At 61.2% G+C, this 24,795-nt stretch carries 18 protein-coding genes; 12 read left to right on the plus strand and 6 right to left on the minus strand.

Features of this window, described 5'->3' with window-relative positions:
• Window positions 1–93: 93 nt before the first annotated feature.
• Entirely contained in the window at window positions 94–1,830 is a 1,737-nt protein-coding gene (locus NEZ08_RS03710; protein WP_298103659.1) for a methyl-accepting chemotaxis protein, read from the minus strand.
• A 320-nt stretch (window positions 1,831–2,150) separates the two neighbouring features.
• On the opposite strand from NEZ08_RS03710, the gene NEZ08_RS03715 reads away from it, so the two are divergent.
• From NEZ08_RS03715 to NEZ08_RS03730, 4 genes are all read left to right on the plus strand, one after another.
• The gene (locus NEZ08_RS03715; protein ID WP_298103661.1) at window positions 2,151–3,533 is read left to right on the plus strand and encodes an ethanolamine ammonia-lyase subunit EutB; all 1,383 of its coding nucleotides are present in this window, start codon (window positions 2,151–2,153) and stop codon (window positions 3,531–3,533) included.
• A gap of 143 nt (window positions 3,534–3,676) precedes the next feature.
• Complete coding sequence (locus NEZ08_RS03720) at window positions 3,677–5,260, plus strand: B12-binding domain-containing radical SAM protein (protein ID WP_298103664.1); 1,584 nt, start codon at window positions 3,677–3,679, stop codon at window positions 5,258–5,260.
• Between the two features lie 6 nt (window positions 5,261–5,266).
• Entirely contained in the window at window positions 5,267–6,067 is an 801-nt protein-coding gene (gene eutC / locus NEZ08_RS03725; RefSeq protein ID WP_298103667.1) for an ethanolamine ammonia-lyase subunit EutC, read from the plus strand.
• A gap of 178 nt (window positions 6,068–6,245) precedes the next feature.
• On the plus strand, window positions 6,246–8,639 hold the full coding sequence (locus NEZ08_RS03730; protein ID WP_298103670.1) for an MMPL family transporter: 2,394 nt from the start codon (window positions 6,246–6,248) through the stop codon (window positions 8,637–8,639).
• A 7-nt stretch (window positions 8,640–8,646) separates the two neighbouring features.
• Here the strand turns inward: NEZ08_RS03730 and NEZ08_RS03735 are convergent, their stop codons facing one another.
• Entirely contained in the window at window positions 8,647–9,147 is a 501-nt protein-coding gene (locus NEZ08_RS03735; protein ID WP_298103672.1) for a hypothetical protein, read from the minus strand.
• 441 nt (window positions 9,148–9,588) lie between these two features.
• On the opposite strand from NEZ08_RS03735, the gene NEZ08_RS03740 reads away from it, so the two are divergent.
• The 6 genes from NEZ08_RS03740 (at window position 9,589) to NEZ08_RS03765 (ending at window position 15,756) form a co-directional block, all read left to right on the plus strand.
• Window positions 9,589–9,822, plus strand: coding sequence for a hypothetical protein (locus NEZ08_RS03740; protein WP_298103674.1), 234 nt, complete (start codon window positions 9,589–9,591; stop codon window positions 9,820–9,822).
• Window positions 9,823–10,001: 179 nt separating this feature from the next.
• Entirely contained in the window at window positions 10,002–10,880 is an 879-nt protein-coding gene (gene hpnC / locus NEZ08_RS03745) for a squalene synthase HpnC (RefSeq protein ID WP_298103676.1), read from the plus strand.
• Window positions 10,877–11,716, plus strand: a complete 840-nt coding sequence (gene hpnD / locus NEZ08_RS03750) for a presqualene diphosphate synthase HpnD (protein WP_298103678.1) — start codon at window positions 10,877–10,879, stop codon at window positions 11,714–11,716. The genes hpnC and hpnD overlap by 4 nt, the downstream gene beginning before the upstream one ends.
• Before the next feature lie 28 nt (window positions 11,717–11,744).
• Window positions 11,745–12,992 (plus strand): hydroxysqualene dehydroxylase HpnE, encoded by a 1,248-nt coding sequence (gene hpnE, locus NEZ08_RS03755; protein ID WP_298103679.1) that lies wholly within the window; start codon window positions 11,745–11,747, stop codon window positions 12,990–12,992.
• Between the two features lie 65 nt (window positions 12,993–13,057).
• The gene (gene shc, locus NEZ08_RS03760) at window positions 13,058–15,028 is read left to right on the plus strand and encodes a squalene--hopene cyclase (protein ID WP_298103681.1); all 1,971 of its coding nucleotides are present in this window, start codon (window positions 13,058–13,060) and stop codon (window positions 15,026–15,028) included.
• Between the two features lie 2 nt (window positions 15,029–15,030).
• A complete protein-coding gene (locus NEZ08_RS03765; protein ID WP_298103684.1) occupies window positions 15,031–15,756 on the plus strand; it encodes a phosphorylase in 726 nt (241 codons plus the stop codon).
• Here the strand turns inward: NEZ08_RS03765 and hpnH are convergent.
• Complete coding sequence (gene hpnH / locus NEZ08_RS03770; RefSeq protein ID WP_298103687.1) at window positions 15,697–16,845, minus strand: adenosyl-hopene transferase HpnH; 1,149 nt, start codon at window positions 16,843–16,845, stop codon at window positions 15,697–15,699. The two genes, NEZ08_RS03765 and hpnH, sit on opposite strands and share 60 nt — an antisense overlap.
• Before the next feature lie 34 nt (window positions 16,846–16,879).
• Window positions 16,880–17,806: a 4-hydroxy-3-methylbut-2-enyl diphosphate reductase gene (gene ispH / locus NEZ08_RS03775; RefSeq protein WP_298103690.1), complete on the minus strand. Its 927-nt coding sequence runs from the start codon at window positions 17,804–17,806 to the stop codon at window positions 16,880–16,882.
• A 445-nt stretch (window positions 17,807–18,251) separates the two neighbouring features.
• Here ispH and NEZ08_RS03780 point away from each other — a divergent pair, with 445 nt between their 5' ends.
• Window positions 18,252–20,840 carry an MMPL family transporter gene (locus NEZ08_RS03780; protein ID WP_298103693.1) on the plus strand — a complete coding sequence of 863 codons (2,589 nt, stop codon included), beginning with the start codon at window positions 18,252–18,254 and terminating at the stop codon, window positions 20,838–20,840.
• Here the strand turns inward: NEZ08_RS03780 and NEZ08_RS03785 are convergent.
• Window positions 20,808–21,386, minus strand: a complete 579-nt coding sequence (locus NEZ08_RS03785; RefSeq protein WP_298103729.1) for a DUF2147 domain-containing protein — start codon at window positions 21,384–21,386, stop codon at window positions 20,808–20,810. The genes NEZ08_RS03780 and NEZ08_RS03785 overlap by 33 nt on opposite strands.
• A 149-nt stretch (window positions 21,387–21,535) precedes the next feature.
• Between NEZ08_RS03785 and hpnO the strand changes: the two genes are divergently transcribed.
• Window positions 21,536–22,927 (plus strand): aminobacteriohopanetriol synthase HpnO, encoded by a 1,392-nt coding sequence (gene hpnO, locus NEZ08_RS03790; protein ID WP_298103696.1) that lies wholly within the window; start codon window positions 21,536–21,538, stop codon window positions 22,925–22,927.
• 24 nt (window positions 22,928–22,951) lie between these two features.
• On the opposite strand, the gene NEZ08_RS03795 is transcribed toward hpnO, so the two are convergent.
• On the minus strand, window positions 22,952–24,571 hold the full coding sequence (locus NEZ08_RS03795; protein WP_298103699.1) for a GMC family oxidoreductase: 1,620 nt from the start codon (window positions 24,569–24,571) through the stop codon (window positions 22,952–22,954).
• Between the last annotated feature and the right edge of the window lie 224 nt (window positions 24,572–24,795).

Raw genomic sequence — 24,795 nt, forward strand, 5'->3', positions numbered from 1 at the left:
GCGCGAGCCTGCCGCATTCGTTATCCTCGCCTTATCGACGGGCCTTGCGTGGCGCGCCGTCCGATAAGATGAGCGAGGACTGGCTTGCCTTGGTTAGTGGCCGGCTATCGTCCGCGCGGAATTGCCGCTCGCGGCCCGCAGATCCTGGAAGAACTTTTCGACTTCGCGCGACAGCCGTTCGGCGGTTGACGCCAGGTCGGTCGAGGCAGAGAGCACCGACGAGGCGCCCTTGTTGGTGTTCGCGATCGCATCGTTGAGCGATCCAATGTTGGCGACGAGCGTCGAATTGCCATCCGCCGCGAGCTGGGCGTTCTGCGAGATTTCGCGGGTGGCAGCGTCTTGTTGTCCGACCGCCCCGGCAATATTGCTCGTGACGTCGTTGATCTCTCGTACGGCAGTGCCGATCTCGCGCACCGCTTCGACCGCATTGCGCGTCGAAGCCTGGATCATGCTGATGTTCTGGCCGATTTCCGACGTGGCCTTGGCGGTCTGGCCGGCCAGCGCCTTGACCTCATGGGCTACGACGGCAAAGCCGCGCCCAGCCTCGCCGGCGCGGGCGGCTTCGATGGTGGCGTTCAGCGCCAGAAGATTGGTCTGCTCGGCGATCGCCTGAATGAGGTTGAGCACGCCATCAATGCGCTGGGTCGCAGCGGCCAGGCTCTCAATTTCGGCAACCGATTTTTCGGTGCGCTGGCCGGCCTGTTCAACGACCTCGGCGGACTGCCGCACCTGGCGGCCGATCTCCTCGATCGAAGCCGACAACTGCTCGGCGGCGCTCGCAACGGCAAAGACATTGCTGGACGCTTGTTCGGTCGCTCGTGCGGCGGCAGTCGCCCGCCCGCTGGCGTCGGATGCAACGCTGGAGATCGACTGCGCCGTATCGCGCATCGCCGAGGCATTGTCGTTCACAGCGCCCAGCACGCTGCCGATGGCGTCGCGGAACGATTCAACCGAAGTTTCAATTTGGCGCGTGCGCTCATCACGCGCCTTGGAATCCAGGATCACCTGCGAATTGAGATTGCGGTTGCGATCCATGGCTTGCTGGAAAATACCGATCGCCCGGGCCAATGCGCCGATTTCGTCCTGCCGTTCCGTGTGCGGGACCTCAATGCCCTCGGCACCCTCGGCAACCTGCTTGATGGTGGTGGTAATTACCGAAAGCGGCCGCGCCACCATCCGGGCGATGATGAAGATGCCGACAGCGACCAGAACCAGCTCCAGCCCGCCAAGACAAGTCAGGAGGAAAGCCAGCTGACGATTGACCTCGGTCTGCTCGGCAATCGTCTTGCTGCGTTCGGCATAGACCTTCGAGAGCGCTTCCAGATCCTTGTTCAGTGCCTTGCGCACGTTTCGATTGGCTTCGTTGTCGCCCCATTCCCGGCCGGCCTCGTGACTGACTTCGATGGCGCGGCGGACGAGTTCGTTGCGGAATTCGACAAAAGTATCGATGCGCTTCTTGAAGGCGGCGAATTGCTCGCGGTCGTCTTCCTGGACGATGGATTGCCACTTGTTGACGACCTCAAGCAGCTGGCTACTGAACTTGTGCAGGCCGTCGCCGTATTTTTTCACGACCGGCAGGTCTGTCGACATGTAAATGCCGCGGGATTCCATCACCACCGCATAGACCAGCGAGTTGACGCGCTCGACATTGAGCGCGGCCTGGCTCGCGGTTTCAATGGCCTCGGTCAGCGCGGCGCCGCGCCGGGTATTGTAGACGGAGAGCACCGTGATCGCAGCGGTCAGAACCGCGAACAGGGCAAAAACCGAATAAAGCTTGAAAGCGAGCGAAACGCTCGATGCTTTGGAGCCCGACGGCGCAATAGACGTCATGATATTGGGCTCCCCCGCCCCGCAGAGGCCAGTCACCAAGTGCTGGCGTGATCGAAACTATGTGAAATTTTCCTCTAGAAATTGTAAATCTCATGCTGTTTTAGGCACCATGACACCGTTTCAACCTGAGTTTGGCATTTTGCATGCCAATTCCGAGGACTAAAAAATCCTTGACACTCCAATGAGTTAAATTGCCGGTTGGCAGCAACAGGTTAGGCAATTGGCAGCGCCGAGCGCTCCGGTCATAGTCGCGAGGTGCATCGCAACATGTTAGCCTAGTAGAAGGATTTTGCTGGCATCGCTGACGGTCCGGAGCGAGCATGACCTATCGGCACGTCATCGGCGGCACGGCCTACGTCTTCGCTGATCTTCGCGATCTCCTGGCTAAAGCGAGCCCACCCCGCTCCGGCGATCGCCTTGCAGGGCTCGCCGCCGAAAGCGCCGAACAGATGGTCGCTGCCCGGATCGCGCTGGCGGATGTTCCGCTCAAGCAATTCCTCAATGAGGCGGTCATTCCATACGAGGTCTGCGAGGTGACCCGGCTGATCGTCGACAGTCACGATGCGCAGGCCTTTGCTCCCATCGCCACGCTGACGGTTGGATCGTTTCGTGACTGGCTGCTCTCGGGAAATGCCGGCCCGGATGCGCTCAAGGCCATTGCGCGGGGGATTACGCCGGAAATGGCGGCGGCCGTTTCGAAACTGATGCGCAATCAGGATTTGATTCTGGCCGCCAAGAAATGCGAGGTCGTGACCGCCTTTCGCGATACGATCGGCTTGAGCGGGCGGATGAGCGTTCGGCTGCAGCCCAACCACCCCTTCGATGACGCAAAGGGAATCACCGCGTCTGTAATGGACGGCATCCTGCTGGGGGCGGGCGATGCCTGCATCGGCATCAACCCGGCAAGCGATGATCCCGCCGTCATCGGCAGGCTGTTGCATCTGCTCGACGAGATCATCGGCCGGCTGCAAATGCCTACCCAGGCTTGCGTGCTGTCCCATATCACGACGACGCTTCGGCTGATCGCCAAGCGGGTACCGGTCGATCTCATCTTTCAGTCGATCGCAGGCACGGAAGCGGCCAATCGAAGCTTTGGCGTCGACCTCGCATTGCTGCGCGAAGCTCACGATGCCGGCCGCTCGCTTGGTCGCGGCACAGTCGGCAACAACGTGATGTATTTCGAAACAGGGCAGGGATCGGCGCTGTCCGCCAATGCCCATCATGGCCTCGATCAGCAGACGTGTGAGGCACGCGCTTATGCCGTCGCGCGTGCGTTCGACCCGCTGCTGGTTAACAGTGTCGTAGGGTTTATCGGCCCGGAATACCTCTACGATGGCAAGCAGATCATCCGCGCCGGTCTGGAGGACCACTTTTGCGGCAAGCTGCTCGGAGTGCCGCTCGGCGTGGATGTTTGCTACACCAATCATGCCGAAGCCGATCAGGACGACATGGACAACCTGCTGACCCTGCTGGCGGCTGCCGGCGTTAATTTCATCATGGGAGTGCCGGGCGCCGACGATGTGATGTTGAATTATCAATCGACGTCGTTCCACGATGCTCTCTATGTCCGGGATCTGTTCAAGCTGAAGCGTGCACCGGAATTCGACGACTGGCTGTTCCGCACGGGGCTTGTGGATATGAATCATCGGCTGGTCGGTAACAGTGATTTGTTGCCCGAATTTGCCCGCCGGATGATTGCCTGAGAACTGTCGCAAGCCTATCTGCGACGTTTGCAACTCTCTCCTCGATGCTGGGTTAGACTGCAGCCACAATCCTGAAAAATTGGTGGTTCAGCCTGCGGGTTGCGTGATTAACTTAGGTGAAAGTAACGGCGCAGAGGGGAGCGATGAGAGCTGCAAATGTCGACACGGTGCGCCGTATCTTGTGTGTCTTTCCGCGTTACACGCCATCCTTTGGCTCGTTTGAACACGCCTACCCGTTGACCGATGGTGTGCGGGCCTTCATGCCGCCCCAGGGACTGCTGCTGATAGCAGCCTATCTGCCTGAGAACTGGCAGGTCCGGTTCATCGACGAAAACATGCGTCGCGCGACCGACGAGGACTTCGCGTGGGCGGAAGCCGTTTTTGTCAGCGGTATGCATATTCAGCGGCGCCAGATGAACGACATTTGTCAGCGCGCGCATGCGTTCGATCTGCCGACCGCGATCGGCGGACCGTCGGTCAGCGCCTGTCCCGATTACTACCCCTCATTCGACTATCTGCATGTCGGGGAACTGGGTGATGCAACCGATGAGCTGATCGCCCGTCTTGCGCGCGATTGCTCGCGCCCCGCACAACAGGTCGTGCTCAAGACCGCCGACCGTCTCGACATGGCCAGTTTTCCGCTCCCCGCGTATGAGCTTGCCGATCTCAAGCACTATTTTCTTGGCAGCATTCAGTTTTCGAGCGGATGTCCGTATCAGTGCGAGTTTTGCGATATCCCCGGGCTCTATGGCCGCAACCCGCGCCTGAAAACGCCTGAGCAGATCACGGCCGAACTCGACAAGCTCCTTGAATGCGGCATCCGTGGGTCGGTCTATTTCGTCGACGACAATTTCATCGGCAACCGCAAGGCGACGCTTGAGCTGCTGCCGCACCTGATCGAATGGCAGAAGAAGACCGGGTTCGTCCTGCGCTTTTCCTGTGAAGCGACATTGAACATCGCCAAGCGGCCGGAAATCCTGGCTGGAATGCGCGAGGCTTATTTCTGCACGATTTTCTGCGGCATCGAGACGCCGGATCCGGCGGCGCTGAAAGCGATGCACAAGGATCACAACATGATGGTCCCCATCATGGAGGGCATCCGAACCATCAACAGCTACGGCATGGAAGTCGTCTCGGGAATCATTCTCGGGCTTGATACCGATAAGCCGGAGACCGAAGACCACCTGATGCAGTTCATCGAGGCGTCGCAAATCCCGCTCCTCACCATCAACCTGCTCCAGGCACTGCCGAAGACTCCGCTCTGGGATCGCCTGGCCAGGGAAAATCGTTTGATCGACGATGAGGGACGGGAGTCCAACGTCGATTTCCGCATGCCGTATGACGAAGTCGTCGGCACCTGGCGCAGGTGCATGGGCGCAGCCTATGAACCCGCCAAGCTGCTGCAGCGCTATGAATTTCAAATCCGCCAAACCTATAGCAAACGGATCAAGCCGCCGGCGGACAAACGATCGACATGGCCTAACATCAGGCTTGGTCTCATCATGCTGCGAAACATCTTCTGGAGAGTTGGCGTTCTCGGCGACTACAAGCTTGAATTCTGGAAGTTCGCCTTGCGGCGTCTCGCCCGCGGCGAGATCGAGCATCTGATCGAGGCGCTGACAGTCGGTCACCACCTCATCATGTTCGCGCGCGCAGCTTCCGGCGGTCAGCAGAATGCGTCGAACTATTCGATGCGGTTGCGCGAGGCTTCCGTCCCTGCGGAGTAGGGTCTCATGAAGGCCGAGGCACCGCAATTGCCGTCCCTTGGGAGCTTGCGCCACCTGACGCCTGCGCGCGTGGCGCTTGGCCTCGCCGGCGCGAGCTTGCCGACCAAGGCGCTGCTTGAATTTGCCCTCGACCATGCCAGGGCACGGGACGCGGTCCATGCGGCCTTTAACGCCGATGGCCTCATTGAGGGGCTCGCCGGTCTCGGTCTGAATCCTATACGTGTTTCGAGCCGGGCGCCCGGACGCAAGGACTATCTCGCTCGCCCGGACCTCGGACGCAGGCTGGATGACGATTCCAAAGCCAGGCTCACAAGCCATCCCGGTCGGCCCGGTGGGCTCGTGATCGTCATCGGCGACGGCCTTTCGCCGGGCGCAGTCAATACGCACGCGATGGCCCTCTTGCGCAAGCTGCTCCCCCAAGTAGCGGTGGATGGTATCGGCGTCGCCCGCGCCGTCGTTGCAACAGGCGCACGCGTGGCGTTGGGTGATGAGATCGGCGAGATGCTTGGTTCGCGCATGACCGTCATGCTGATCGGGGAGCGGCCGGGTCTTTCGGCGGCGGACAGCCTCGGGGTCTATCTGACTTTTGCCCCGGGCGTCGGGACGACGGATGAAAGGCGCAACTGCGTTTCCAACATTCACGGCGCAGGGCTCGGCTACGATGAAGCGGCTGCAAAGATCGCCTGGTTGATTCGCGAAGGCCTGGCTCGGGGCCTCACGGGTATCTCGCTGAAGGACGAGAGCGGTGTTCAGACGGGCTTCGCCTTCCCCGATTCACGCGAAGGTGAAAATTTCGTGGAGGAGTAGGTGGTGGCCGCGCTGGCCGCGGGGGCGCTCCTTGCCGGGAACCTTCGAGAACTGCTAAACCGAGCCTGAGAAATCGCCGCATGTTTTCAACAACCATTGCGGCGCTCCATCCCTTATCAGGAGCTTGTTAGTCACCCGGCTTGCGGCTATTTGAGCGGAGGTGAGAACTGGACAGGGCATGCTCGAAAAGAACAGCGACAGCGAAGTTCACGTCGAGCAAATCGAACAGTGGCCGACGTCCAGCATCGCCTTCGGGCTGGAGCGGATAGGGCTCATTGCGGTCAAAGCCCCGATCGTATCCTGCATCATTCTGTTCGCGCTCGTCGTCGGCGCGATTTTCGGAATCCAGCGTATCAAGATCGACGATTCCCTGAGCCAGCTCTTCCGGTCGGATTCGAGGGAATACCGGCAATATGAATCGGAAATCAAACGCTTCCCGGCGACCGAATTCGACGTGCTTGTCGTCGTCGAAGGCAAGAACCTGCTCGCGCGTGAAAATCTGGAAAAACTGCGCGACTTCGTCACCGATCTGCAACTGGTCGAGGGCACGCGCGGTCTGATCTCGCTGTTCTCTGCTCGCCAGGCGCCGGCGCCGGGCAAATTCCCGGCTGCATTGTTTCCCGCCCAGCTGCCGGAAGGCGCCGCCTATGACAGGTTCATCGAGACGGTCAAGTCGAACGAACTCATCCGCGGCAAACTGCTGTCCGAAGACGGCACGCTGGCGCTGATCGTGCTGTCGCTCGAGCCCGATGTTGTCCAAAGCAACAAGCTTGGCCCGACGGTCGGCGACATCCGGAAGCTCATGGCGGACGATCTCGGCGATACGGGCCTCAAAGTCGAGTTATCCGGCGTTCCGGTGATGCAGCTGGAAATCCGCAATGCGGTCGAGCGAGACGGTCTCACTTACAACATTCTTGGCATTCTGGCCGGCTGCGTCATCGCCATCATCTTCTTCCGCAAGATATCGTTCATGGTGGTGGCCGCGTTTCCGCCGATCATCGCGATCCTGCTTGCGCTGGGCGGTCTCGGGTGGGCCGGTTTCAGCCTCAACATGTTTCTCAACGTGATGACGCCGCTCATCATGGTGATCAGCTTTTCCGATTCAATGCAGCTGACCTTTGCCGCTCGCGATCGCCTGATTGCGGGGCAGGACAAGTTCACGGCGTTCCGCAACGCCGTGCTGGTCGTTGGACCCGCCTGCGTGTTGACGCATGCCACCGCCGGCATTTCGTTCATTGCCCTGCAATTCTCGAATTCGGACCTGATCCGCAAGTTCGGCGAGGCCGGACTTGCAGCGACGATCATCGCACTTGTCGCGGTGTTGTCGCTGGTGCCGGTGTTCGGCGTACTTTTTGTGCGGAACGAAAGAATATTCGCCGTCAAATTCCGGAGTGCCGACCTCGGCGTGCAGATGCTGCGGAATTTCTGTTACTGGATTGCGGTGCGGATGGTCAGTCGCCCCGGCCTGTTCAGCCTGATCGCCGTATTGTTCGTCGGCGGCCTGGCGACCATCTACGCCAATCTGGAGCCGCGCTATCGATTGGCCGATCAGGTGCCGGACAAGCAGCAGGCTGTCGCCGCAAGCGGGCTTCTCGACAAGAAATTGACCGGCGCCAATGCGATCGACGTGCTGATCGAATTGCCGAAGGGCGCCTCGCTCTATGCTCCCGAGACGCTGCAAACGATCGCCGAGGTTCATTCTGCTGTCGAGAAACAGGCCGGTGTCGGCAATGTCTGGTCGCTGGAAACGCTGCGGCGCTGGCTCGCGGAGAAGACCGGCAAGTCCGACGTCGCTACCTTGAAGCAATATGTCGATGTCATTCCGAAATATCTGGTGCAGCGCTTTATCGACGCCAATCAGGACGCGGTGGTGGTGTCGGGCAGGGTGCCAGATCTTGATTCCAGCCGGATCCTTCCCGTAGTCGAGAAGCTCGATCATAGCCTGGACGCCGTGCGCAAGGCGCACCCGGGCTACGAGATAGCCGTCACCGGCCTCTCGGCGATCGCCGCACGCAATTCGGCCAACATGATCGAAAAGCTCAACCACGGTCTGACCATTGAATTCGCGCTCGTCGCCATCTTCATCGGGCTCGCTTTCCGTTCGGTGGTTGTGATGTTCGCCTGCATCCTGCCGGGAATTTTCCCGGTGGTGTTGTCCGGCACGTTGCTCTGGCTGCTGGGCGAGGGGCTGCAATTTGCCAGCGTAGTCGCACTCACGGTGTCGTTTGGACTGGGGCTTTCCGCCACCATTCACTTCCTCAACCGCCTGAGGCAGGAATCGAAGCCCGGCGTCACGCCTGATGTCGCGGTGGAGCGCGCGACCGTGCTGATGGGGCCCGCATTGATCCTGACCACCGTGGTGCTGGCCTGTGGTCTTGTCGTCACCGTATTTTCAGCTTTGCCGTCGCTACGCCTGTTCGGTTGGCTCAGCGCCTTTTCTATGGTGGCGGCGCTGGTCGCCGACCTCTTCATCCTGCGGCCCACGGCGATGTTCCTGATCACGCTGTCGCAACGGATCCGCGGAATCACGCATTCCGACGGACCGGCGCAGCAACCGGGCGGGAACGGCTGAGAACGTCTTAGCTCTTCACCATCGTGATCGATACGCCCCGGATGTCTCCCTTGGAGTTGATCTGCACGGTCTGCCTGTTGCCGTTGGCCCGCAATGTCAGACTCGCGCTGAAGCCGGGCGCCTCGACCATCACGTCGATCCTGCCGCCGCCAGCGGTTCCCTGCAGGCTGCCGAAAATGTTGCGGCTCGTCTCGCTCCACTGGCCGGAAATGCGACCGCTCTGGCTTGTAACGTCGCTTGCGAGCTCGAACTTGTAGCTGTCGCTGGCGCAGCGGAGGGTTTGCTTCAGCGCGAGGCCGGTATTGTCGACCTTGTAGTCTGCGCGACAGCGCAGGCGTTCGGTCGAGCCGTCCGACAGCGCAATCGTACCGCTGCCGGACCAGGCTCCATCAAAGCCCGCAAACGGACGCGCCTGTGCGTGTCCTGCCGATGTCGACAGAATCAATATGGCGGCGGCGGCGCTTGCCTTGGCGGCCTGCGCGAACAGGCCTGAACCCAAGCGTCTCATGCTGAACCCCCTTGATCGTGACGTTCCTGGACACGACAGACTGCCGTGCATGTGGTTTGGTGCTTCGGCTCGGGATTTGGTTCAAAAATCCGGCCGAACCCGCCGTGACCTCTTGGAAAATCCTGCATGGCTGAGACAAATTGCGGCAATCGCGTTTTTTGCTCGCGAAGCGCACGGGACTTCAGTTATTGTAAACATCTCGCCGCGCGACGATTGTCCAGCGCCAGATTTGCAGGAATGTCCTGTCATACCAGTCTGTTACACACTCCTTGGAATCGACGTTCGAGGGTCGCAATTTAGGAGGATGGTCGTCGCAAATTTGGCCGTATTTGCCAGCGCTTCTGGTTGCCGGCAGCCTTCGCAATCTTCGATGGTCTGCACCCCGCTGATGCCTCGTGCTATTCGGGCTGGAAATCTCTGCCGTAAGGATAAAGGAACACAATGCGTAAATCTCTCTTGGTAGCCGCTCTCCTGTCGCTGTCGGTTTCCGGCGGGGCGATTGCCGACCAACACAGCGGAACGCCGGAGGAGCAGAAGGCCTGCGCTCACGACGTCCAGAAATACTGTCGCTCGATGATGGATCAGCCTGATTTGATTGTCCTGTCCTGTCTCCAGCAGAATCGCCCCAAGCTCACCAAGGCTTGCGACCGGGTTCTGGTCGACCACGGCCAGTAGAGGCCTGAAAAGCTGCGTTCGAAAGCAGGCCGCCCCCGGACGGGGGCGGCTTTGGCTTGCCTGGCCTCCATTGGATGGCATTGGTTTTGGGGACTTATTCCCCTATATGGGGCTTGAGTTCCACGCATGCCGGGATCTCCCGCGCAGCAAACCCCCGAATCAGCGTAGCCAGCTTCAACATGACCAACGCGAGCGAATGGCGATCCGGCAAAGGCCATCGCGACGAGAATTTTCCGGTCGCGTCATGGATCATTCATCCGCGACATCGGGCGCTGATTCTCGCCTTCTATAATTTCGTCAGAACCGCCGACGACATTGCCGATCACGCGACCTTGAGCGGCGACGAAAAGCTCGCGCTTCTCGACCTTCTGGAAGCCGAACTGCTCGGCAAGGGTGAGAGCCAGGCTGAGGCGGTCAATCTGCGCCGGGCGCTGGCGGAGCGGGAAATGCCCCCGCGCCATGCGCTCGACCTCTTGACCGCCTTCCGCATGGACGTGACCAAGCTTCGTTACGAGACGTGGGACGAAGTGATCCATTATTGCCGGTACTCGGCGATGCCGGTCGGACGGTTCGTGCTCGACGTGCATGGCGAAAGCGCATCCACATGGACAGCATCGGATGCAATCTGCGCTGGCTTGCAGATCAACAACCATCTTCAGGACTGCGGTAAGGACTTCAGAACTCTCAACCGCGTCTACCTGCCGCGCGATGCGCTCGCCGCTGCGGGCGCTTCTGTCGAACAGTTGGGTGAACCGCGCGCCGCGCCGTCGCTGCTGCAATGTCTGCAATCGCTGGCTGCGCGTAATGAAGCCCTGCTCGACCAAGGCAGAACGCTTCCCGAACAGGTCAGGGACTTCCGGCTGGGACTGGAAATTTCCGTCATCCAGTCTTTTGCAGACAGGATCGTTCGGCTTCTCAAGGTGCGGGACCCCTTATCCGAGCGGGTGCACCTCAATCCGGTCGAACTGCTCGCGTTCAGCCTCGGCGGTATGGCGGGGGAATCCATCCGCCGCCTCACCGGACGTCGCCCCGTTTCAAAATCGGCGGCCGGCGCATGACGGGACAGGCAGCCGCAGCCAATCCGAATTACGGGACGACGGCGTCAGGTAGTTCATTCTACGCCGCGATGCGCCTTCTTCCGCAGGAGCAGCGGGAGGCGATGTTCCAGATCTACAGTTTTTGCCGCCAAGTCGACGACATCGCCGATTCCGACGGTCCGCGCGAACGACGGCTGGCGGCGCTGCAACAGTGGCGTGAAGATATCGACGCCCTCTATCAGGGCCGTCCGCCGGCGCGGCTGCGCGATTACGTCCCCTCGGTGCAGCGGTTTGGACTGGAACGCGACGATTTTCTCGCCATCGTCGACGGCATGGAAATGGATGTCCCGCAGGACATCAGGGCGCCGGACATGGCGACGCTTGACCTTTATTGCGATCGCGTCGCAAGCGCCGTCGGGCGGCTCTCGGTGCGGGTGTTCGGCATGCCGAGAGAGGACGGCATCCAGCTCGCGCATCATTTGGGCCGCGCCTTGCAACTCACCAACATCTTGCGCGACATCGACGAAGATGCCGCGCTCGGAAGGCTTTATCTGCCCAAGGAAGGCCTGGCGCAGGCGGGGATCACCTCGACCGATCCGCGTACCGTTGCGGCCGATCCGGCACTGCCGAAGGTCTGCGCCCCGCTGGTGGACCAGGCAAGGGACCATTTTGCCAAATCCGAGGCCATCATGGCCCGCAATTCCCGCCACGCGGTACGTGCGCCACGGATCATGTCGAAGTACTACGGCGCGATTCTGCAATTGCTTGTTGCGCGCGGGTTCGCTAACCCCCGCGCGCCGGTCCGTCTGACCAAGATCGCCAAGCTTTCGATTCTGCTCCGCTACGGCTTTTTCTGACGCCCACGCTTTTCGATTCATCCGTCACATGCAAAAAGTTGCCCACATCATAGGCGCCGGAATTTCCGGTTTGTCGGCCGCCGTCAGGCTCGCCAATGCGAATTACAAGGTCAACCTTTACGAGGCCACGCAACAGGCGGGCGGGCGTTGCCGTTCCTATTTCGACGCGGCAACCAATCTGACGATCGATAACGGCAATCATCTTCTGCTCTCGGGCAATCGCCACGCCTTGGCTTATGCCAGATCGATCGGTTCCGAGGCCGGCCTTGTGGGCCCGAAGCGCGCCCAGTTTCCTTTCGTCGATCTGAAGACCGGAAAGCGCTGGCAGCTCGATCTGGGCGACAGCCGCCTGCCGCTGTGGGTCTTTGATGACGCGCGGCGCGTGCCGGGTACAAGCTTGCGAGACTATCTGGCCCTCGCGCCGTTGATCTGGTCGTCGCCTCAGAGACTCGTCGGCGATGCCATCCCATGCGAGGGCGTGCTGTACCAGCGACTGGTGCAGCCGCTGCTTCTGGCGGCCCTCAACATCGATCCGCCGGAGGGATCGGCGGGCCTTGCCGGGGCGATCGTGCGGGAGACGCTCCTCGCCGGTGGTCAGGCCTGCCGGCCGTTGATCGCGCGCGAGGGGTTGAGCGCGGTCCTGGTCGACCCGGCGATCCAGCTGTTGCAGGACAAGGGGACTGCGATCCAGTACGGGCGAGAGCTTCGCAGCTTCGACAATGCCGCGGGTCGCATCAGCAAGCTAAGCTTTGGCGACGAGACGATATCCCTTGCGCCTTCGGATGCTGTCGTGCTGGCCGTGCCGCCCCGCGCCGCAGCTTCGCTGCTGCCCGGCCTGAAAACGCCCACCAAATTCCACGCGATTGTGAACGCCCATTTCCGCTATGAGCCGCCGCAGGGCCAGCCGCCTATTTTGGGGGTGATCGGAGGGCTCGTGGAATGGCTTTTCGCGTTCCCGCAGCGCCTGTCGATCACGATCAGCGGTGCCGACCGGCTGGTCGACAAGCCGCGTGAGGAGCTCGCGCAGGCGATTTGGCAGGATATCTGCCGAGCCTGCGGGATTACGGCTGAAATGCCGGCCTGGCAGATTGTGCGCGAGCGCCGTGCCACATTTGCGGCGACACCGGAACAGAATGCGTTGCGGCCGGGCGCCGTGACAGCCTTCAAAAACCTGTTTCTTGCCGGCGATTGGACTGATACGGGGTTGCCGGCAACCATCGAAGGTTCGGTGCGGTCGGGCGACCGCGCGGCCGATCTTGTCCTCTCTGAGGGCTAGTAGTCCGGTTCCTAACATTTGCATCCCTCCTAAGCGGGCGGGCAAAGCAGGAGATTTCGAATCTGATGCAGGCTGCAACGAACAAGCTTGAGGCGGCAAACGACATTGAGACGAGCATCCGTTCGGCGACACAGGCGCTGCTGGGGCACCGGCAGTCGGACGGCCATTGGGTGTTCGAACTTGAGGCGGATTGCACGATCCCTGCCGAATATGTGCTGCTCGCTCATTATCTCGGCGAGTCGCCCGATACGGCGCTCGAGGCCAAGATTGCCAGATACCTGAGACGCATCCAGGGCGACCATGGCGGCTGGCCGCTGGTCCATGCCGGCGACTTCGACATGAGCGCGAGCGTCAAGGCCTACTTCGCTCTGAAGATGGTTGGCGATCCGATCGACGCGCCGCACATGGTGCGCGCGCGAGAGGCGATCCATGCGCGTGGAGGTGCGGCCAAGAGCAACGTTTTCACGCGTTTCATGTTCGCGTTGTTCGGCATTACGACGTGGCGTGCGGTGCCGGTCCTGCCGGTTGAAATCACCCTGTTGCCGCTGTGGTTCCCGTTTCATCTCAACAAGATTTCCTATTGGGCCCGAACCACGCTGGTGCCGCTTCTGGTGCTTGGTGCGCTGAAGCCGCGGGCTAAAAATCCCAAGGGCGTAGGCATCGACGAGTTGTTCCTGGAGGACCCGCGCTCTATCGGGATGGTGTCGAAGGCGCCGCACCAGAGCTGGGGCTGGTATCTTTTGTTCAGCGCACTGGACAAAATGCTGCGGTTCATCGAACCGCTGTTTCCGAAAAAGCTGCGCGCCCGCGCGATCGATGCGGCGGTCGCCTTTATCGAGGAGCGGCTCAACGGCGAAGACGGCGTCGGTGCGATTTTCCCGCCGATGGCCAACGCCGTCATGATGTATGACGCTCTCGGCAAGGACGCGAACTATCCGCCGCGCGTCACGCAGCGGAACGGCCTCGCCAAGCTCCTGGTGGTCGGCGAGGAGGAAGCGTACTGCCAGCCCTGCGTCTCGCCCGTGTGGGACACCGCGCTTACCTGCCACGCCTTGCTCGAAGCCGGAAGCGAGGATGCGCTGGCACCGGCCAAGCAGGGGCTCGATTGGCTGCTGCCCAAACAGGTTCTCGACGTAAAAGGCGACTGGGCCGTCCGCGCTCCGCAGACCAGGCCGGGCGGCTGGGCCTTTCAGTACAACAATGCCCACTATCCGGATCTCGACGACACCGCCGTCGTCGTGATGGCCATGGACCGAGCGCGACGGGGCATGCCGAACCCGGCCTATGACGCGGCGATTGCCCGCGGCCGCGAGTGGATCGAGGGGATGCAGAGCAAGAACGGCGGCTGGGGCGCTTTCGACGTCAACAATCTCGAATATTACCTCAACAACATCCCGTTCTCCGATCACGGCGCCTTGCTGGACCCCCCGACCGAGGACGTCACGGCCCGCTGCATTTCCATGCTGGCCCAGCTCGGCGAAAACGCCGAGACGAGCTCCGCGGTGGCAGCAGGGGTGGCCTACCTGCGGAGCACCCAGCTCGCGGAAGGATCATGGTATGGCCGCTGGGGCCTGAACTACATTTACGGTACCTGGTCGGTGCTCTGCGCCCTCAACGCTGCCGGGGTTGATCATCAAGACCCCATGGTGCAGAAGGCCGTGCGGTGGCTGGTATCGGTGCAGAACGCCGATGGCGGCTGGGGAGAGCATGCGACCAGCTACCGACTCGACTATAAGGAGTTCAAGAAGGGGTTTGACGGCTGCCCATCAACGGCCTCGCAAACGGCATGGGCTTTGCTTGGCCTCATGGCGGCGGGCGAGGTCGAAAATCCGGCCGTTGCCCGTGGGGTGGCGTACCTCATGACCACACAGACCCAAAAGGGCTTGTGGGATGAGCAACGCTATACGGCGACGGGCTTTCCTCGGGTATTTTATCTGCGTTATCATGGTTATTCGAAATTCTTTCCGCTCTGGGCATTGGCGCGGTATCGGAATTTGCGAAAGACCAACAGCAGGGTGGTAGGGGTCGGAATGTGAGATTGGGGGCAGGGGTTGGCGCGTCCGTGGGCAAGGTGGACCCGCGGCCGGTGCTTATCGTGACTGGACTTGTGCAGGAGGCCCGGATCGCATCCGGCCCTGGAATGACCGTTATCTGTAGCAGTAGCGATCCGCAGCAATTGCGCTCGCTTCTGACGGTATTCGATCCCACCACGATCCGCGGCGTGATCAGCTTCGGCGTGGCCGGCGGCCTAGATCCTACCTTGAAATCCGGCGACATCGTGGTGGCGACGGAAGTGCTGGCTGGCGACACCCGCTGGCTGGCCGACCTGGCGCTGAAAGACCATCTGATCGCCGGCTTCGGTCTCGGGCGCCGCCGAGTCGTCAGGGGGCGTCTGGCAGGGACTGAGGAACTGGTTGCCGAGCGTCATCTCAAGGAGGCGTTGCACCTTGAGACAGGGGCTGCTGCAGTCGACATGGAAAGCCACATTGCCGCGGAATATGCGACCAATGCTGGGTTGCCATTCGCCGCCCTGCGCGTCGTCAGCGATCCGGCGCATCGGGCTCTGCCGCCGCTCGCCATGGGCGCCATCAAGCCGAACGGAGATATCGACCTGCGCAAGGTGCTGCGCAGCGTCGCGCGAAACCCGCGGACGCTGCGTGACCTGGTCACGACCGGGATCGATTTCAACCGCGCGCTGCGCTCCTTACGCGGCTGTCGAGGCTTTCTGCTGGGCAGCGAGGGCCTCGTCACGGCGGATCTCTGACAGCTTCTTCTGGACCTGTTCCGAGAAGATGTACTGCGCCGGGCGCTGCTTGCTGAGATCGATTTCGGGCGCCATCGGCCCCGTGGTACGGACGCCGCCAAGCGCTACCTTGAGCGCCTTCAACGGGTTCTTGAACGCGTCGTTCGCCGCGGTCGGCTCATAGCCGCAGTGCGCCATGCAGTTGGCGCACTTCTCATACTTGCCGGTGCCGTAGCTGTCCCAATCCGTCGTGTCCATCAACTCCTTGAAGGTCTTGGCATAGCCTTCACCAAGCAGGTAGCAGGGCTTCTGCCAACCGAAGATGTTGCGGGCGGGCATGCCCCACGGGGTGCACTCGTAGCTCTGGTTGCCGGCCAGGAAGTCGAGGAACAGGCCGGAGTGCATGAAATTCCACTTCTTGCCCTTGCCGCGCGCAAACACGTCGCGGAACAGGTTCTTGGTCTTCGTCCGGTTGAGGAAGTGCTCCTGGTCCGGCGCGCGCTCATAGGCGTAGCCCGGCGACATCGACACGCCGACGCCGAGTTCGGTCGTTAAGTCGAGGAACTTCGCGATGTCCTCGGCCGAATGTCCGTCGAAAATCGTTGCGTTGACGTTGACCGCAAACCCCTTGGCCTTCGCGGCCTTGATCGCCGAGACGGCGCGATCGAACACGCCTTCCTGGGACACCGCCTTGTCGTGATGATCCTTCAGGCCATCGAGATGGACCGAGAAGAACAGATAGGGCGACGGCTCGAACAGGTGGAGCTTCTTCTCGAGCAGCAGCGCGTTGGTGCAGAGGGAGACGAATTTCTTGCGTGCCACCAGGCCGCGGACGATTTCGCCGATATCCTTGTGGATCAGCGGTTCGCCGCCGGGGATCGCCACCATCGGGGCCCCGCATTCATCGGCTGCATCCCAGCACTCCTGCGGCGTCATCCGCCGATTGAGAATGGCATCGGGATAGTCGATCTTGCCGCAACCGACGCAAGCAAGATTGCAGCGAAACAGCGGCTCCAGCATCAGCACCAGTGGAAACCGTTTCCGGCCCATCAGTTTCTGCTTCATCAGATAGCCACCGATGCGAATTTCCTTGAAGAACGGTATAGCCATTACGTGTCTTTCTGCATCCAGGATGAGGAATAAATCAGCCCGCAGCCAATTCGGCGGGAAGCCGAAATTCGATATTTTCTTCGCGGCCCGGCAGCACCGAAAGCTTGACTGGTCCGATGCGTCGCAAGGCCTCAATCACGTCATCAACAAGCACCTCTGGCGCCGAAGCGCCGGCGGTGATGCCAACCGCCCTGGCCGCCTTCAGCCATTCCGGATTGAGCTCACTGCCATCGGCAATCAGGTAACTCGGAACGCCGACTTCCGTGCCGATTTCACGCAAGCGGTTTGAATTGGAACTATTGGTGGCCCCGACCACCAGGATAACATCCACGAGTTTACTGAGGTCCCTTACCGCAGATTGGCGGTTCTGTGTCGCATAGCAGATATCCCGGGTGTCAGGGCCTTGAATATCTGTAAATCGCTCGCGGAGGGCCGCGATGATGTCCTTGGTGTCGTCCACGCTGAGCGTGGTCTGGGTGATATAGGCGACGGGAGCGTCGGTGGGCAGGGTCAGGGCCGCGACGTCCTCGACATTCTGGACCAGCAGAACGGGCCCTGGAACCTGCCCCATGGTTCCCTCGACCTCGGGATGGCCGGCGTGGCCGATCAGGATGAGGGAGCGCCCCTTGGACATGTAGCGCTTGCCCTGGTTGTGAACCTTGGTCACCAGTGGACATGTCGCGTTCAGCACGGGCAGGCCGCGTGAGGCGGCCTCTTCTTCGACGCTCCGCGCCACGCCATGGGCGCTAAAGACCGTGACGGCGTTGGCCGGCACCTCGGAAAGGTCCTCGACGAAGATCGCGCCTTTGTTTTTCAGGCTCTCCACGACGTATTTGTTATGGACGATCTCATGCCGGACATAGACCGGCGGCCCGTACTTTTCGAGCGCACGCTCGACGATTTCGATAGCGCGCACGACACCCGCGCAAAACCCGCGAGGTTGCGCTAGAAAGACTTCCATTGGATGGCCGTTACGCAAAGTAAGCTACCTTCATTTTGGCGCGGCGCCCGGTCAGGACGTCGGCCAATATTTGTGGTCCCCGCGCTGCAATATCTACACCAAGGCTTTGAACCTGTGGGTGCAGGGCTTTGTGTCAAAAAAAGACCGGATAGGAAAGGCGACTCGAACCGGTACGCGTCGCGGCAGACAATATGCCGTTCTCAGCGTTAATTTAGGTATCGTGATACAGCTTGCGCTCGCGGCGGCTGCATTCTCCTCACAGCTGCGTCATCAGCGCCGGATATAAGCCGGCTCGGCGACCAGCGGCCCAGATTCGGCGCTTTTTGGCGTTCTTTCGGCCCCCGACCGAAGCAAAAACCTCAAAAACAACATTAGATTGGCCCGGTGAACTCCGCTAGATAGCGGGCGTTGCCGGGCGGGCCGCCACGACCCAGAAAGAGACGAAGTGCTTACCAAGATAGTTGTTTCAATTGTTACGACCTGCACGCGATTTGCTGTCACGACCGTCCTGATAGCCCTCGCCCTTGCGGTTGGCGCCGGCGTCTATGCCGCCAAACATTTTGAAATCAATACCGACATCAACACCCTGATTTCTTCCAACCTGGACTGGCGCAAACGCGACATTCAGTTCGAAAATGCCTTCGACCGCGAGCGAATGATCCTGGCCGTGGTGGAGGCGCCAACGCCGGAAGCGATGACCGCGGCGACGTCGGCGCTCTATCACAAGCTCGCCGGAGACAAGCAGCATTTTGAGGCGGTGGAATCGCTCGGTTCGGGCGAGTTTTTTGAAAAGAACGCGTTCCTGTTCCTGCCCAAGGAGGAGGTCGCCCAGCTCACCGGGCAGTTTGAACAGGCGGCTCCGCTGATCGAGATCATGGCTGGAGATCCGTCGCTGCGCGGGCTGACCGGCGCGCTGGAAACCGTGCTGGCGGGTGTCAGGCGCGGCCAGATCAAGCTCGACAGCACCGAACGTCCTCTCAATCAGATCTCCCAGACGATCGAGGATGTGCTGAAAAACGGCAACGCGGCCTTTTCCTGGCGCCAGCTTGTCAGCGACAAGCCCCTGACCGACGCCGACCGCCGCGGCTTCATCGAGTTCAAGCCGATCCTGGATTTCAATGCGCTCGAACCTGGCAAGGCGGCGACCGACGCGATTCGGCACGCTGCGGCCGATCTCAACCTCGAGGGCCAATATGGTGCGCGGGTCAGGCTGACTGGACCGGTGCCGATTGCCAATGAGGAATTCGGGACCGTAGCCGACGGCGCGGTCGTGAACGGCGTAGGCACTGTCGTGGTCGTGCTGTTCATCCTCTGGCTGGCCCTGCATTCGGCAAAGATCATCTCGGCGGTGTTCGCCAATCTGGCCATCGGCCTTGTGATCACCACCGCGATCGGCCTCAAGATGGTCGGCTCGCTCAACCTGCTCTCGATTGCGTTTGCGGTGCTGTTTATTGGATTGGGGGTGGATTTTGGCATCCAGTTCAGTGTTCGCTACCGTTCGGAGCGATTCAAGAGCAACGATCTGAAGACCGCGCTGGCCAAGGCGGCCGAATATTCCGCCGTGCCTCTCTCGCTCGCGGCCATGGCCACGGCAGCGGGGTTCATGTCGTTTCTGCCGACCGACTATAAAGGCGTGTCCGAGCTTGGCGAGATCGCTGGCGTCGGCATGCTCGTCGCGTTCTTCTCGAGCATCACGGTATTGCCGGCGCTGCTCAGTCTTTTGAACCCACCCGGTGAGGACGAGCCGGTCGGCTATGCCTTCCTCGCACCGCTCGATCGCTTTCTCGAAGATCATCGGGTGATCATTGTCGCGGGCACCCTGCTGGTTGCGGCTGCCGGTCTGCCGCTGCTTTACTTCCTTCACTTCGACTTCAACCCGATGCATTTGCGCAATCCCAATGCGGAATCGATCGCGACGTTTCTCGACTTGAGAAAAGATCCGAACACCGGCGCTAATGCCATCAACGTGATGACCCACTCGGAAGCCGACGCGAAAAAAATCGAAGAGAAGCTGTCCAGGTTGCCCGAAGTGCTGCGGGTGATGTCGCTCGACAGTTTCGTGCCGCAAGACCAGCCGGAAAAGCTGAAGCTGATCGCGCAGGGTGCGAAAATCCTCAACCCGGCGCTTAATCCCGACTCCATCGACGAACCGCCGTCCGATACCGAAAACGTCTCCGATTTGAAGGGATCGGCGGCAAGCCTGCGCAAGACGGCAGGCGATGCGAAAGGGCCGGGCGCGGTAGCCTCGCGGCGGCTGGCCGACGATCTGGACAAGCTTGCCGATTCGAATGAGGCGACGCGCGAAAAAGTGCAGGCCATTTTCGTGACCCCGCTGAAGGTCGTGCTCGATCAGCTCAGAAAGGCGCTGCGCGCCGGGCCCGTCACGCTGAACAGCCTGCCGCCCGATCTCGTGCAGGCCTGGAAGACCAAGGACGGACTGATGCGCGTCGAGGCCGAGCCGCGCGGCGATCCCAACGATAATGACACCCTGCGCAGGTTTGCCGCCGCCGTGCTCGCCGCCGAGCCGACGGCAATCGGCGGACCGGTCTCGATTCTCAAATCCGGCGACACCATCGTCAAAGCCTTCATTCACGCAGGCTTCTGGGCCTTGGTCGCGATCAGCCTGTTGCTGTGGATCACGCTGCGGCGAATCACCGACGTGCTGATGACGTTGGTGCCGCTGCTGGTGGCCGGCGCGGTGACGCTCGAGATCTGCGTCCTGATCGACCTGCCGCTCAACTTCGCCAATATCGTCGCGCTGCCCTTGCTGCTCGGCGTCGGCGTCGCCTTCAAGATCTACTATGTGACGGCGTGGCGGGCAGGGAGGACGAATCTGCTGCAATCGAGCCTGACGCGTGCCATCTTCTTCAGCGCCATGACGACGGCCACCGCGTTCGGCAGCCTGTGGCTGTCGAGCCACCCGGGAACGGCAAGCATGGGCAAGCTGTTGGCGCTGTCGCTCGTCACGACGCTTGCAGCCGTGCTGCTGTTTCAGCCCGCGCTAATGGGCAAACCGCGCAATGTCGGGAATTAGGCAGATGTCGCCCACCGGGTCGGCGCTCGCCGCCGGCCTCTGTCCTCTGACCGACGAATCGGTAGCGCCCGTAGTTTTGGGGGCTACCGCGGTCTTTGAAGCCTTTGCTACACTACCGGCATTGCTCGGCGGAATCGGTCCGGCGATACGGGTCCATGTCTCGCCGCCGCACAGGAAGCCCAGCACGCAGCCCTGAATTTCCAGCTTGTCGGAGCCGATGGGCTTGATGGTCGAACTATAGGTTTTTCCGTCGTTGGCATTGTAGACCTCGCCCTCCCACTGATCAGCTCCGGGCTTCTTCTTCATATCGATCAGAATCGGGATGCCCAGGGTCGGTCTGCTCCTCTTGGAGGCATCGGGGTTGTGCACGTCGAGGCCGCCAGGCTCCTTCTCCCAGATGACCGCTCCCCACACACTGCCATTGCACTCCGCCACGCGGATGTGGGCGACGCCGTCCGCCACGCGCCAGTCTCCCGTCGGATCGGCCGCCAGTGCGGAGACCGTTGTCATCGCGGTTAACGCTCCCAAAAAAATAGTCGTGCGCATAATCTCTCGTTGGCGGTGCAGCATGGTGTAGCCTATGCTTAAAGCAATCATCGTGGATGGCAAAACGCCGCATAGGACGTTTTGATGGCAAAACGACGCACAGGACGTTTTCAGTTGACGGAATGGGCCCCAATCGAAGTATTTAGCTGATGACATATCCCAATCTAGACGTTTCTGAGATTTTTGTGGAACGGCAGGGGCAACGCAGCTCCATGCACGCCCGCCACTTGAACGAACAGCTCGTTCGGGTTCTCAAGACGATCGGCTACGATGTCGGTTTCCAGAAGGGTGAAGGCCAATACCTGTACGATCGCGAAGGCGCCCGTTACCTCGATCTATTGAGCGGTTTTGGCGTTTTTGCGATTGGCCGGAATCATCCAGTCTTGCGGCAGGCGCTCAAAAGCGTCCTCGACGCCGACCTGCCCAACCTCGTGCAGCTCGACGTCTCGACGCTTGCCGGCGTGCTGGCCGAGCGGTTGCTCAAATATGTGCCATATCTGGACAAGGTGTTTTTCGCCAATTCGGGTGCGGAGTGCGTCGAGGCGGCGATCAAGTTCGCCCGTGGCGCCACCGGCCGGCCCGGCATCGTCTACTGCTCCCACGGCTATCATGGTCTGACTTATGGTGCGTTGTCGCTGACCGATGATCCGAATTTTCGGGGTGGGTTCCAGCCGCTGCTGCCGGGCTGTACGTCCGTCCCGTTCAACGATCTCGCAGCGCTCGAGCAGGCCCTGTCGTCGCGCGAAGTGGCGGCTTTCATCGTCGAGCCGATCCAGGGCAAGGGCGTCAACATGCCCACCGACGAGTTCTTGCCCGGCGCGGCTGCGCTGTGCCGCAAGTACGGCACGCTGATGGTTGCCGACGAGATCCAGACCGGAATGGGCAGGACCGGCCGTTTCCTTGCGATCGAGCACTGGAACGTCGAACCGGACATGGTTCTTTTGTCGAAGGCGCTGTCGGGAGGTCATGTTCCGGTTGGCGCGGTTCTCACGCGCAAGCATATCTTCGACAAGATATTCAATCAGATGGATCGTGCGGTCGTGCACGGTTCGACGTTTGCGAAGAACGATCTGGCGATGGCCGCCGGTATCGCCACGCTCGAAGTCATCAAGTCGGAAAAGCTGGTCGAGGCTGCCGCCAAGCGCGGCGCGGAGCTCAGGCTCGCACTCAACCGGATGGTCCCCGGATATGAACTGCTGAAGGACGTGCGCGGCAAGGGATTGATGATTGGGCTTGAGTTCGGTGCGCCGAAATCGCTCCGCCTGAAAGCTTCCTGGAACGTGCTGGAGACCGCCAAGGAAGGCTTGTTCTGTCAGCTGATCACCGTGCCGCTGTTCAAGGACCACAAGATCCTGACTCAGGTGTCAGGGCATGGCAGCCACACCATCAAGCTGTTGCCGCCGCTCACCGTCACCGAAGAAGATTGCGCCTGGATCGAGCGGGCATTCGATTCGGTGATTGCCTCGAGCCACAAGGTTCCCGGCGCAATCTGGTCGCTCGGCAAGACGCTGGTCGACAACGCGGTTCGCAAGTCCGCCTAAATCGGATTCGCGAATCGCGCGGGATCAGCGCGAATCCGCCAGGATCATCGTCGCTGCTTTTTCGGCAATCATCGCCGTCGGCGTATTGGTATTGCCTGACGTGATCGTCGGCATCACGGACGCATCCGCGACCCGCAGCCCCGCCAGCCCGCGAAAGCGCAGGCGCTCGTCGACCACCGCGAGCGGATCGCTTTCGGTTCCCATCTTTGCCGTTCCGACCGGGTGAAAAATCGTGGTGCCGATATCGCCGGCTGCCTTGGCCAGCGACGACTCGTCGTCGCCGACCAAGGGACCCGGCAAAAACTCCTCCGGACGATAGGCCGCAAGCGCCGGCTGCTTCATCAGTCGCCGCGTCGTGCGGATGGCGTCGGCGGCAACCTGTCGATCCTCGTCGGTCGACAGATAATTTGGCGCGATCGAAGGCGCCTGATCGGGAATGGCCGATCTGATCCGCACCGTGCCGCGCGACGTTGGCTGCAGGTTGCAGGCACTGACGGTGATCGCGGCAAATCGGTGCAGGGGGTCGCCGAACTTGTCGAGCGAGAGCGGCTGGACGTGGAACTGGATGTTGGCGCGGTCACGGCGGGGATCGGAGCGGGTAAAAATCCCGAGTTGGGAGGGCGCCATGGTCAGCGGGCCGCGCCGCCGGAAGGCGTAGTCGAGTCCCATCAAGCCGCGCCGCACATAGGAGTAATAGGTCTCGTTCAGGGTGCGCACGCCGGAGACCTTGTAGATCGCACGCTGCTGGAGATGGTCTTGCAGGTTGCGACCGACGCCGGGCCGGTCGAGGACGCTCGTGATACCAAGCGGGGCCAGCCATTCCGCCGGCCCGATGCCGGAGCGATGCAGCACCTGGGTCGAGCCGATCGAACCGGCGCAGAGAATGATCTCGCCTTTGCTGCGGGCTTCGAAGAGCTGTCCGTCTCTGGAAAACAGCACACCCACGGCACAGTTGTTCTCGACGATGAGCCGATCAACCAGCACGTTCTTCTCCAGCCGCAGGTTGGCGCGCTTCAAGGCCGGCTTGAGAAAGCCGCGGGCCGACGACCAGCGGCGTCCGCGCTTCTGGTTGACATGGAAATAGCCGACGCCTTCATTGTCGCCGGTGTTGAAATCCGGGATTTTCCTGATGCCCATTTGCTGCGCGGCTTCGGCCACCGCGTCGAGAACGGCCCATGAGAGCCGCGGCGCTTCGATACGCCAGCCGCCGCCGACGCCGTGATGCTCGCTCTCGCCGAGAAAATGATCCTCCAGGCGCCGAAAGGCCGGCAGAACGTCGTCATAACCCCAGCCGGCGAGACCAAGCTGGCGCCAGTGATCGTAGTCGGCCGCCTGTCCGCGCATCGAGATCATGGCATTGATCGCCGACGAGCCGCCGATCACCTTCCCGCGGGGATAGGCCAGCGAGCGGCCGTTGAGACCTGGCTCGGCCTCGGTCCGGAACATCCAGTCGGATCGCGGATTGCCGATGGCGAAGAGATAACCGACCGGGATGTGAAACCAGATCCAGTTGTCGCTCCCGCCGGCTTCCAGGATCAGCACGCGGTTGCGCGGATCGGCCGACAGGCGATTGGCGACGATGCACCCGGCGGTGCCGGCGCCGACGATGATGTAGTCGAAGTCTCCCTCGAGCCGCGTGGCCATCCTGGTATTCCGTGCTGACTGGTGAGATACGAGAAAGTCCGGCGACAGGGTTTTTGTCAATCGTCCGGAGGTCTTGGGGGCCCCGCCCCCGGAGGCTCCGATTCCGAAGTTCGCAAGGGCTTCGAGCGACCTCTGGCGTGAACCTCGGAATCATAAGGAGCCCAGGAACTTCAAATCCGCCGCGCTTGTGTGCTAGATAAGGCGTTGATCAAGCATTCAAAACC

The organism is Bradyrhizobium sp. (assembly GCF_027451485.1).
Lineage (GTDB): Bacteria > Pseudomonadota > Alphaproteobacteria > Rhizobiales > Xanthobacteraceae > Bradyrhizobium.